Here is a 12,114-nt window from a genome sequence, read left to right as displayed (position 1 = left end):
GGATGAATATCACTGAATACCAAAGAGATTTGCTAAACAAGGCTATGGATGCTGATTTCAAGGAAGTAGAAGTATATTATGAACGTTCTGAGTCATTCCAATGTATGATCTTTGAAGGGGAAATTGATAGCTACGAAACCTCTGAGGATGGAGGTCTTGGTCTACGTGGTCTTTATAAAGGGAAAATGGGCTATGCCTATACGGAAAAAATCGATGAAGATTCCATATCTTTTCTAATTGATAAAGCAAAAGCGAATGCGCATGTACTTGATGAAGATGATGGAACGGATATTTTTGAAGGTAGTAAAGATTATAGAGGGTATGAGTTTTATAGTGAAGAGCTCGCAAATGTTCCAATTCCGGAAAAAATTGAGCTCATTAAGTCGATTGAAAAGAAAGTACTTGAATACGATCCACGAATTGTCACTCTTAATTACTGCATTCTGCAAGATTTTTCAGGTGATAGAGTAATGGCGAACAATAAAGGCCTTTCATTGAAAGAAAAAAAGAATGGTTTAATTATCTACGTATCCACTGTAGTGAAAGATAGAGAGGAAATGAAGACAGGTAGCTTCATTAAAATGACGCGTGACTTCTGCTCTCTTGATGCCGATGAAATTGCGAGAGAAGCAGCAGAAGAAGCATTGTCAAATCTCGGTGAAAAATCAATTCCTTCAGGAAAATACCCAATAATCATGCGTCATAACGCAGCAGCATCTTTACTTGCAACATTTACACCGATATTCTCAGCTGAAAATACACAAAAGGATCAGTCACTTTTGAAAGGGAAAGTTGGAGTGAAAGTTGCATCGGAATTCTTCACTCTGTTAGATGATCCATTTCATCCGGATGCGGTTGACGGTTCAAATTTCGACGGAGAAGGCGTAGCAACAAAAAAACGTGCCATCGTTTCAAATGGCATACTCGAAACTCTCCTTCATAACAGGAAAACGGCGAAAATAGAAGGCGTCGAAACAACTGGTCATGCACATAAAGCATCCTATAAAAGCACCCTTACTATCGCACCGCTAAATTTGTACATCGCGCAAGGTGAAAGAACCAAGGAAGACTTAATTTCCTCTGTTTCAGATGGAGTTCTCATTACAGGGTTGTCTGGTCTTCATTCGGGTACAAATACGATCTCTGGTGATTTCTCCATTGCTGCAACCGGCTTCCATATTAAAAATGGCGATATTTCCTCGTCTGTTAAGCAGATGACAATAGCTGGAAACTTTTTCAACTTTATGAAAGATATCGAAGAAGTTGGATCAGATCTACACTTTCAGCCAGGAGGTTACGGTTCTCCATCATTACGTGTAAAAGAACTTTCCGTTACGGTTGATTAATAAAACAACTGACACTCTCCACTTTCGAGGGTGTCATTTTTGTGGAGTGACATTTTTCATTTTTCATTTTTCAAAACTTTTTTTTAGGAATCTATAGAAATGTCCAAACACATCGCTGGATAAAATTCATTTATTGATATTCCTCATAAATAGTTAAATCTGCTGGATAAGTTAACTTTGGAATATTTCACCTTGTAAAGGCAACTTTGTAAGAAAAGTTGTTTTCTCCCCAAACTTACTTTGAACAGAGATGGTGCCGTGATGCATTTCTACAATCTTCTTCACAATAGAAAGTCCTAAGCCACTCCCCCCATTTGATATTGTTCTCGATTGGTCGGATTTAAAGAATCGTTCAAAAATATGCAATTGGTCCTCTTCTGTCATCCCTATTCCGTTATCCGTAATGGAAGTAATCACCGCATCCTCTTGTTTCCACAAACGAATGCTAATCGTACCTGCATTGGGTGTGAACTTAATACTATTACTAAGTATGTTCATCCACACCTGATTCATCAGATCTTCGTCTGCTACTATTGAAATGGGTTCAAACTGAATGTCCATTTCAATATTTTTCTCTAACCATCTTGGTTCACAAGCAAGGACAACGCTTCGCAACTGTTTGTCTAATCTATATTTTTTTGGTTCAAACGGGTGATGTTGTGATTCTAAAGACGTTAACTTCAGTAAATTATCACTGATTTTAGAGAGACGATTACTCTCCGTCTCAATGATTGTTAAATAATGAAGTCGTTTTTCATCCGTTAAGTCAATGTTTTTCAAAGCTTTTGCAAACCCATTAATGGATGTAAGAGGAGACTGAATCTCATGCGAAACATTGGAAATAAACTCTTGACGCATTTTCTCCATTTCTCCTAATTCAACCGCCATATTGTTTATCCCGCTAATCAACTGTCCAAATTGATCTTCTCCATTTGCTTTAAGGTCTAATTTTACATTAAAATCTCCAGTTGCCATTTGTCGTAAAGCAGCTACAATCGTATCCCAATAAACTCGCTGTTTCTTGGAACCAAATAAAAAAATAATGACTGCCGTACACCAAAAGAAAATTATTACACCTATTACTGTAATAAGTTGTTGCAAATATCCTTGAGGATACTTCCCTATCCAATCATAAAGATAAGAGGTTAGATGAAAAGACAGGAACGCAAAAACGGTAGTAGCTATAAGAAAAAGTGCAATCACAGCTAAAATCTTTCCGATGAACTTCCATTTCTTCATGAACCCAACTCCAAACGATATCCAAGACCCCGTATAGTTCTTATGGAAAATCCGCTATTTTCTTTGGGGAATCGTTCACGTAACCTTTTAATATGAACATCTACTGTTCGTTCATCGCCTTCATAATCAAATCCCCAAATTTCTTCTATTAATTGTTCACGTGAGAATGTCTTTCCTGGATAACTCGCTAATTTAAATAACAAGTCAAACTCCTTTAATCGTAGTGTAGTATTTTCTCCCATATACTCTAACTCATAGTTATTACGATTCATCCGGATATTACCAACTTCCACCGTTTGAGATAAAGAAATACGATACCTTTTTAGAATGGATTTAACGCGAACAATTAATTCAGCAGGTTCGAATGGTTTAACAAGATAGTCATCTGTTCCAAGATTAAAACCTTTTACCTTTTGAGCAGTTTCTCCTTTTGCAGTCAACATAAGAATAGGCAAGTCATTGTAAAACTTTCGGATTTCCCTGCATAATTCCCATCCGTCCATATTTGGCATCATAATATCCATAATGACCATATCTATTTTTTCTGAATCAAGCTTGGACAGTGCATCTACACCGTCCACCGCTTCCAGTATGTCTAAGCCTTCATTTTGCAAAAATACTTTTACTAACTCTCTAATATGTTCCTCATCATCTACTATTAATAGCTTTGTCATGACAACAAATCCTTTCTAACTTATTCTTGAATACGCAATTGCTGATTTGCAAACTCTCTATACATCTCATGTGATTGAAATAACGTATTATGCGTTCCACTCCCAGTAATATGTCCATTTTCCACAAATAAAATATTGTCTGCATCCACTACCGTAGAAAGACGGTGCGCTATTACAAGTGTCGTTCTTCCTTTCATCAAATTATCCAATGCTTTTTGTACATAGATTTCCGAATTACTATCGAGACTAGATGTCGCTTCATCAAGCATTAATATTTGAGGATTACGTAATAATGCTCGCGCGATTGCAATTCGTTGTCGTTGGCCACCAGAAAGTTTGACTCCTCGTTCTCCTACTTCTGTATCAAACTTATGTGGAAGTGCTTGAATAAATTGTTCGGCATATGCCATATCAGCAACCCTTTCAAGTTCCTCATCTTCCACTTTTCTTTCGATCCCATAACAAATGTTATCACGTATTGTTCCAGATATGAGAGCACTTTCCTGAGCAACATATCCGATATGACTTCTCCAAGAATGTAAAGAAAACGTATCAATTGGCTTATTTCCAAGCATAATCGTTCCTTTTGTAGGTTGATAAAAACGTTCCAACAGTGAAAATGTAGTTGTTTTCCCTCCTCCACTTGGTCCAACAATGGCCGTTACTTTTCCTGGTTCAATGGTAAAATTAATGTCCGATAAAATGCGTTCTTTTCCATATGCAAAGTCTATATGTTGCAGATGAATGGGTTCAGTTACAGACTTTAATTCCATACCCGCATGAACTTCTTCTTCCTCATGTTCAAGTACTGAACTAATTCGCTCCGTTGCCCCCATTGCTTTTTGCAACTGAGTAAAGAACATTGTTAATTGAGTCATTGGAATGATAATTTGTATTAAATATAAAATAAATGCTACCATGTCACCAGCTGTAAGTTCTCCAGAAGAGACACGAACACCCCCGTACCCAATTATCGTAACAAGTACGATCATGAGAACAAAAGAAATTAAAGGAGTAATGAGTGCATGTATTTTCGCTTCTTTTAAACCAAAATTGAACAGATTGGTAATGCCTTTTTTTCCACGTGTATATTCCAAGTCTTCGGCATTAGACGCTTTCACTAAACGTGTTTCTGGTAATACCTGATTCAGTACTGCAGTAAATTTTGCTGTTTCATCTTGCATTCCTTTAGAAATAACAAACATCCGTTTACCAAGGAGCATCAAAATAACCATTGCTATCGGAACAGCAATCAACATTACTAAAGTCATTTTCCAATCCAAAAATAATAGAATGGTAACGGAACCGATAATTGCAATAATACCTGTTAAACAGTTGGCAAGATGTTCAGTAATTAGTTCCTTCACAACTGCGGTATCATTCGTTACTCGACTTAGTGTCTCCCCTGTATCATTATTATCATAATAGGGTATTGGTAGATGAAGTAGTTTTCTCCATAATCGATCTCTTAAACTTGCTACTACATGATGACCAACACGGTTTAATAAATAAATTGAAAGTCCACTCGCTATTGCTTGAGCAATAAATGCAATCACTAGCAAAATAATTTGCCAATAATCAAGTGATTCGATTGAAAAACCATCCACTAATTGTTTGGTAAATAACGGAACAACAAACCCTACTCCTGTTGTTGCAAAACTCATACAAAGCGCAATGATTAATAAAAGCTTTGGTGGTTCAGTATCTTTTATTAGTTGAAAAAACTGTCTCCAGTTCCCTTTTTTATTTTCGTTTATTGTTTCTTTCATAGTTCAAGTTCCTCCTTGAGACGTTCTCTCCAAACTTACAATAATTACTATAACATTCCTTTATGAACTGAATATGAAATGAAACTCAAAAAGACATGTGCATTTTCTGCACATGTCTTCTTTTTCTATTTTACTATTTATTTTTACGCTTTTTTCTAATTTGGTACTTTTATGGACCTTAGTTAGATTTAGAATCATCAAAATCTTGTTCGAGTCGCTTAACAAAATCCTCCGCAGCACTATACCCTTGCTGCTTTAAATACCAGTTATTCGCTGCTGCTTCTATTAAACCAGCAACATCACGACCTGGTTGTAGTTGAATTTGAATATGAGGAATTTGAACGCCCATATATTCGGTGAACTTCGATTCTAACTCGAGTTCATTATTTAAAGCATTATGCTCCCATTTTGTCAGTTCAATATCGAGCGCAATTCGTGTTTCTTCTTGAAATGCTGCTCTTCCGTAAAGTCGAACGACATTTAAGAGGCCAATACTACGCAGGGCGAGAAATTCTTTATTTTTATCGTTATGTGATCCAAGTAGAGTTTGGGGACTTAATTTCTTTAAAACGACGATATCATCTGCCACCAGTCGATGCCCCCGACCAATTAACGTATGAGCTGTTTCACTTTTTCCAACTCCAGACTTGCCACGCAAAAGAATACCAATCCCAGAGACATTAACACAAACACCGTGAATTGCACTTTCTGGTGCCATCGCCTTTACTACAAATGCATCCAACTTCTCACATACTTCACTCATCGTATCGTAAGTACGCAATACTGGAATTTTCTTTTCTACACAGTAGCCTATTAGTCCGAGCGGCTCTTCTTGATTTGATGTGATCACAATGCACGGAGGATCGTATTGCACAATATTTCCGATGCGAAGTTTACATTCATCCTCTGTAAGTGTATGTAAATAATTAATTTCATTTTTCCCCAAAATCTGCACATATTCTGTCGCAATGAAATCGAATTTATCCATAAACTCTAGTCCTGGTCGACGTACTTTGGTTTTCTTTAATTCTCTCGCCAATTGTTCTTGTCCTGTTAACACCTCAAAAGAAAACCGACGGACAATATCTTCTACTGTAACTATTTTCATATTTATTAACACTCGCCTTCTCGAATTCACCATAAATTAGTTGTAATGCTACCGCAATAATGGGTTCTGTGCAAGTACATTCGGTTAATTTTACTAAAACATTCACCAATTAGTCAGTGAACGATTAAGCGATAACTGTTTCGAAGTGAAAAGACCAAGCTAAGAGAAGTAAAATATTGTCTGGATAATTTTTAAGATAAACTCCTCTCCTACCTATTTAAAAGCGTCCGTATAAAAAACCTCAGACGCTCCGCACTTAATTTCTATGAATACAAGACTAAGATTACACTTTCTTTCAACTTTATAAATTACTCTTCTATTTGAACCGGATTATCTATTTTTGTCTTTGTTAAGAAGATAACCAATCCCAAAATTGTTATGAGGAAGATTAGACTAGTACCCATCGTACCCAGTCCAAGACCACCGGCATGGTGAGATTGCGATAAGTAGTCTCCAAGAGAAGCGCCAAATGGACGAGTTAAAATGTATGCGATCCAGAAAGCCAACACTGCATTCATTTTAAAACGATAGTAGGCAATAACTACTAAACCTATCAAAACAGCGAACATAATAGCTGAATTCAAGTAACCAATGTTAAGCCCCTCTGCTATAAGATCACCGGCAGAAGTACCTAAAGCAAAGGTGAACAGGATAGCAACCCAGTAAAATACTTCTCGCTTAGTAGTGTGGATAGAATGTATGGACAACGTTTTCTCACTTGCATACCAAATCGCAAAGCTGATCAACACTGCTATCGCAAAAATGATTGTAGTTGTCACAAGAGGTATTCCTAAATTATCAACTAAATTATCTGAACCTAGCGTACCAACCACACTTATTAATACAACCGTCAACCAGTATAAACTTGGCACGTACTTAGTAGCTTTGAACTGAAAGACCAAAGTTATGATCAAAAGTACGCTCATTATAAGGGTAGTGATAGTAAGGCCTAAGTTAAACTTTTCGTTTATAAAGTCTGCCGCCGTCTCCCCCACTGTGGTTGCCATGATTTTAATAATCCAGAAGTAAATTGTGATGATTACCGGAACTTTATTTAACATTTGTCTACCTTGTGATTTTGATTTTAGTAAGTCCCCAGAAACAGCTGAATTTTTACTATTATCATTTCGATCGTCTCTATATTGCCCCATTTATTAATCCTCCTCTTTTCTAATGTTATTCCCTAAAGAAAACTATAAAATACAAGAATGAAAAATACATGAAAATTTATGGTTAATAAAATTCGTGGAACATATTTTCTTAATCGTTGTCTATTGCTTTTGAAAGTGGAATAGTTATTGCAAACTCGCTTCCTTTATTTAATTCGCTCGAAACCTTAATAGTTCCATTTAATGATTCTACAATAGATTTACCAATTGGTAATCCCAGTCCTGAACTGCCATTTTGACGTGAACGACTTTTATCCACCCGGTAAAAGCGGTCAAATATCCGCTCTTGCTGTTCTAAAGGAATACCAATACCATTGTCTCTAACAACTATATAGAGCTTCTCGATTTGTTGATCAGACTTAAGTTCATAGGAGATGCTTATCTTTCCATCACTCGGTGTGTATTTCATTGCATTATCCATTAAGATATACAGCAATTGCTTTAATCTTTCCCTATCTGTCAACAGAACGAGTGGGGTTAGTGTTTGTAAATCTAACTTTATCTTCTTCGTTTCTGACAAATGATGGAATGACCTTAAAATTTGTTGCATTAATTCTTGCAAATCAAAACGCTCAACAAACGACGATTGTTCCCCTGAATCTGAACGGATTAAAAATAATAAGTTACTAACTAGTTGTGTAGTACTTCTTATCTCTTCTTTTAAATCAGATAAAATACTTTTAGAAAAAGTGGAAAACTTATTTCCTTCTTCATATTCAATGACATCTAAACCAGACTTTAAAACACTTAATGGAGTCCTTAACTCATGGGAGGCATCTGCTATGAACTCTGATTGTAGATGATACGTTTTTATAATCGGTTCCATCGCTCGTTTTGTCATGACTTGTCCAACAATAAGGGCTATGACAAAAAAGATGAGTGAAATTCCAAGCAGGATAAATAAAAAATGAATAAACATATTTCTTAAAAAAGTAATATCTTTTCCTATATAAATAGTTCCTTTTAGCTTACCATTATCATAAACATTTTGCGAAACGATGAGTAAATAGACAGAGTCTTCTTTGGAAATTTCCACCTCTTGATATTTAACTTCCATTTCAATTGGCTTCCAATTCTCTACTATTTTTAACAGGATTGTTCTCATTTTTGGTGAAAATTCATCTATAATCACAAGTTCATTATTTGATTTTAGAAAATAAGTTAAGAATACCCCTTGTGTTTTATTATTAGTAGATTCTGTTCCGGTATTATGATTTTGATTATTTGATAATTCTTCTCCATCTGTTTGCAATTCTTTTATCTCTTGTTTGGCAATATCGTACATCGTTACTTTTTGTTCATTGTACATATTGATAAAAAGAAAAACACTAATCACAATATTAAAAAATAATAAGAATACAATTAGCATCCTACTATTATATTGGGCTAAATTTTTTCTAGTTGTAGAAAATACATTAACATTATGTTTCAACGGAATATCCTACTCCTCGAATATTGCAAATAATTGTTTTTTCGCCTTTTTCGTCTACTTTTTTTCGAAGCAGCCTGATATAGGCGTCTACCGAATTGCTTGTAACATCTGCGTTATAACCCCATACTCGATCGAGAATTACTTCCCGAGTTAGAACCTTCCCTTTATTCCTAATTAATAAATCTAGTAATTGGAACTCTTTTGGAGTTAATGATATTTCGATTCCATTTCGGTGTAAAGTATGCTTGGTACGGTCAAGAGTTAAATTACCGAAAATTACCACATCATCTTGTATGGGGGCATAGTTTCTTCTTGAAAGAACCCGAATTCTTGCAAAAAGTTCTTCAAATTCAAATGGTTTCGTTAAATAATCGTCTGCACCAGAATCGAGACCCTTTACTCGATCCATCACATCATCTTTCGCCGTTAAAATTAAGATTGCCCCTATATAACCATTTTGCCTCAATCTTTGGCAAACTGTTATTCCATCCAATTCTGGTAACATCCAATCTAAAATTAATACATCATAATGCGATTCGGTGGCATATTCATACGCTTCTCTTCCATTTGTATACCATTCCACCGTGTATCCTTCTTTTCTTTTTAGCATATGTTCTAACAACTTGCCCAAACGATGATCGTCTTCTGCTAATAGGATTTTCATAATACTCCACCTGCCTTAAATAATTTTCCAAAATGATTCACAAAGTCGCGTATCTATTATAGTGATAATATACACAAATTTCTGAAGAAATGACAGTTGATATTAAACATACAGTCTTTCTTTAGTGATTTAATTCTTTAGTATTTACAAATGATTATCATTCTCATATACTTGATAAGTAAAATGATTTATATTGTCATCCCTATAGAGGTGAATGGAATGCTTTTAACAGATATACACACAGGTGAAAGAGTACGAATTACGAATACTGATCATATGAATGAACTTGTTCAGCGTCGTTTATTAGATTTAGGAATTATGCAAGGGACTGTCGTTATGATTAAACGAATATTACCGTTAGGCGGTCCAATTGCAATTGAAGCAAAAGGACAATTAATAGGAATTCGCCGCCGTGAAGCTAAAATGATTCAGGTGGAATGCGTATGATCACTGTTGCATTGGCTGGTAACCCAAACACAGGCAAAACTTCTTTGTTCAACAAACTTACAGGTTCTTATGAGTATGTTGGAAACTGGACAGGGGTTACAGTTGAAAAAAAAGTCGGTGTCTTAAAAAATAATGTTGGAAACTTAGTTGACTTACCAGGCGTATACTCACTTAATCCATTATCTAGAGACGAAGGAGTTGCTACCAACTACCTTCTTTATGATGATGTTTCAATGATATTAAACATTGTGGATGCTTCCCAATTAGAGCGCAATTTATATTTAACCTTACAACTTTTAGAATACGGAAAACCGCTTACTATTGGGTTAAATATGATAGATGTTGCGAAAGCAAGGGGGATGGAAATCGACGTCCAACTCTTATCTGAGCGTCTTTGTTGTCACGTTGCCCCAATTATTGCCCGTTCAGGTGCAGGTTGTGATGAACTGGCTTCCATGCTCTCTTCACCTATCTCTCAACAATCACCTCTTCATATTGATTACGGAAAAACTATGGAAGAAGCTATTGAGCAAGTCATTAGCTTGATTCCAGAGAGTCAAGAATTACCACCAAGCAGATGGTTAGCCATACAATTTCTAGAAGGAAACAGCTTGGTTCGAGATTTACTTAAAAAGTATATATCTGATTCTACTTTGAATGAATTGTTTAAAAAGACGGAAGAAGATATTCAGTTTGAAACAAAAGCAATCTCAATTGCTCACCATATTCGTGTTATCCGCGGCAACTATATTCAATCTTTGTTAATTTGCTGCATGCTGCAGACGAAAAAAAGTGAATATACACTGACCGATCGAATAGATAATATTGTGACAAATAAAGTGCTAGGGCTTCCTATCTTTTTGTTATTTACGTATCTCATCTTTAAACTAACTTTTGATTGGGCGGGAACACCACTTTCAGATGGATTAGATTATATTATCACAGGACCACTGACAGACACGCTTAATAGTTTGCTTAACGCTGCAGGTGCAACTGAATTCATTCGTGCATTAATTCTACAAGGAATTGTAGCAGGTGTTGGAGGAGTTATTGTTTTTGTACCACAAATCTTTATGCTTTTCTTTCTCATTTCCTTTATCGAGGATTCAGGCTATATGGCGCGAGTAGCCATGGTTATGGATAAAATAATGGAGAGCATTGGACTAAACGGAAAAGCATTTATTCCAATGATTATAGGGTTTGGATGCAATGTACCCGGTATTATGGCTGCAAGAACCATTGAACAGCCTAAAGAAAGACTACTCACTATAATTTTAACACCACTTATGTCTTGTTCTGCTAGATTAACTGTATACAGTTTGTTTGTCGGAGCCTTTTTTAAACATAACCAAGCATTAATTGTGTTATCACTTTATTTGTTAGGTATTATTCTAGCTTTAACATTAGCAAAAATTTTCTCATCTACTATTTTAAAACAAGCGAGTTCATTTTTTGTTATTGAATTACCACCTTATCGAATTCCACAACTTAAGAATTTATTACAAAGCACATGGGAAAAAGGAAAAGGTTTTATTCGCAAAGCTGGTACATTTATTTTTGGTGGGTCTGTTGTGATTTGGCTATTAACGTATGCTGGACCACACGGCTTGAATGTTCCAATGGATGAAAGTTTTCTTGCTTTAATTGGTGGAGCTATTGCACCAATATTAAAACCGATTGGATTCGGTAACTGGCAAGCTGGAGCCGCATTATTAACTGGTTTTCTTGCAAAAGAAGTTGTCGTTTCAACCATGAACATTATTTATGTTGCTCCTGACATGCATACGCTACAAGGCGTTATGGCTGATTTCTTTACTCCACTTTCAGCTTATAGCTTTTTAGCCTTCATATTACTGTATGTTCCGTGCCTAGCGACTGTTGCAGCAATTAAAAAAGAAACAGGCTCAGCGAAATGGACTTGGTTTTCCATTATTTACGCTTTAATTATTGCTTATATTATTTCCATTATCATCTATCAAGGTGGTAAGCTTCTAGGATTCTAATTATCAGAAAGAAGGAATACGAGATGTTAGTAAGCATCATTCTTGGTGTACTCATTTTCGGATATGCTGTCTTTACCCTTTATCGTTTTGTTAAAAGAAGTAAAATGGGTAAATGTGCTGGATGCGCATTAAGCGAGAATTGTGCCTCTTCCTGTTCAACTAATTCTTTAAAAGAATAAAACGATCTCTCTTCCAATTATTCCTATATTATTAAAATGTTAAAGAGGCAGTCCAAAAGGTTGAATACTTTTTGGTTGCCTCTT

General features: G+C 35.7%; 11 protein-coding genes. 4 read left to right on the top strand and 7 right to left on the bottom strand.

The window, feature by feature from the left end; all coding sequences use genetic code 11:
- The first annotated feature begins 2 nt into the window (after nucleotides 1-2).
- Nucleotides 3-1,346: a TldD/PmbA family protein gene (locus tag ACEPXG_RS06090; protein ID WP_391208477.1), complete on the top strand. Its 1,344-nt coding sequence runs from the start codon at nucleotides 3-5 to the stop codon at nucleotides 1,344-1,346.
- Between the two features lie 171 nt (nucleotides 1,347-1,517).
- On the opposite strand, the gene ACEPXG_RS06085 is transcribed toward ACEPXG_RS06090, so the two are convergent.
- From ACEPXG_RS06085 to ACEPXG_RS06055, 7 genes are all read right to left on the bottom strand, one after another.
- Nucleotides 1,518-2,585 (bottom strand): sensor histidine kinase, encoded by a 1,068-nt coding sequence (locus tag ACEPXG_RS06085; protein WP_391208475.1) that lies wholly within the window; start codon nucleotides 2,583-2,585, stop codon nucleotides 1,518-1,520.
- On the bottom strand, nucleotides 2,582-3,259 hold the full coding sequence (locus ACEPXG_RS06080) for a response regulator transcription factor (protein ID WP_391208473.1): 678 nt from the start codon (nucleotides 3,257-3,259) through the stop codon (nucleotides 2,582-2,584). The genes ACEPXG_RS06085 and ACEPXG_RS06080 overlap by 4 nt, the downstream gene beginning before the upstream one ends.
- Nucleotides 3,260-3,279: 20 nt before the next feature.
- Nucleotides 3,280-5,028: an ABC transporter ATP-binding protein gene (locus ACEPXG_RS06075; RefSeq protein ID WP_391208471.1), complete on the bottom strand. Its 1,749-nt coding sequence runs from the start codon at nucleotides 5,026-5,028 to the stop codon at nucleotides 3,280-3,282.
- 178 nt (nucleotides 5,029-5,206) lie between these two features.
- Nucleotides 5,207-6,136 (bottom strand): HPr(Ser) kinase/phosphatase, encoded by a 930-nt coding sequence (hprK, locus tag ACEPXG_RS06070; RefSeq protein ID WP_391208469.1) that lies wholly within the window; start codon nucleotides 6,134-6,136, stop codon nucleotides 5,207-5,209.
- A gap of 308 nt (nucleotides 6,137-6,444) precedes the next feature.
- Nucleotides 6,445-7,197 carry a hypothetical protein gene (locus ACEPXG_RS06065; protein ID WP_391209800.1) on the bottom strand — a complete coding sequence of 251 codons (753 nt, stop codon included), beginning with the start codon at nucleotides 7,195-7,197 and terminating at the stop codon, nucleotides 6,445-6,447.
- Nucleotides 7,198-7,396: 199 nt separating this feature from the next.
- Nucleotides 7,397-8,737 carry a sensor histidine kinase gene (locus ACEPXG_RS06060; protein WP_391208467.1) on the bottom strand — a complete coding sequence of 447 codons (1,341 nt, stop codon included), beginning with the start codon at nucleotides 8,735-8,737 and terminating at the stop codon, nucleotides 7,397-7,399.
- A complete protein-coding gene (locus ACEPXG_RS06055; protein WP_391208465.1) occupies nucleotides 8,727-9,401 on the bottom strand; it encodes a response regulator transcription factor in 675 nt (224 codons plus the stop codon). Before ACEPXG_RS06055 ends, ACEPXG_RS06060 begins: the two co-directional genes overlap by 11 nt.
- A gap of 219 nt (nucleotides 9,402-9,620) precedes the next feature.
- Here ACEPXG_RS06055 and ACEPXG_RS06050 point away from each other — a divergent pair, with 219 nt between their 5' ends.
- The 3 genes from ACEPXG_RS06050 to ACEPXG_RS06040 are packed head-to-tail and all read left to right on the top strand — an operon-like array spanning nucleotide 9,621 to nucleotide 12,030.
- Nucleotides 9,621-9,848, top strand: a complete 228-nt coding sequence (locus tag ACEPXG_RS06050; RefSeq protein WP_391208463.1) for a FeoA family protein — start codon at nucleotides 9,621-9,623, stop codon at nucleotides 9,846-9,848.
- Nucleotides 9,845-11,851, top strand: a complete 2,007-nt coding sequence (gene feoB, locus ACEPXG_RS06045; protein ID WP_391208461.1) for a ferrous iron transport protein B — start codon at nucleotides 9,845-9,847, stop codon at nucleotides 11,849-11,851. The genes ACEPXG_RS06050 and feoB overlap by 4 nt, the downstream gene beginning before the upstream one ends.
- Nucleotides 11,852-11,874: 23 nt before the next feature.
- Nucleotides 11,875-12,030, top strand: a complete 156-nt coding sequence (locus ACEPXG_RS06040; RefSeq protein WP_391208459.1) for a FeoB-associated Cys-rich membrane protein — start codon at nucleotides 11,875-11,877, stop codon at nucleotides 12,028-12,030.
- Nucleotides 12,031-12,114: the final 84 nt, after the last annotated feature.

The sequence above is a fragment of the Psychrobacillus sp. L4 genome (assembly GCF_042944905.1).
Taxonomy (GTDB): Bacteria; Bacillota; Bacilli; order Bacillales_A; family Planococcaceae; genus Psychrobacillus.
This window is presented reverse-complemented; position numbering and strand designations above follow the sequence as displayed.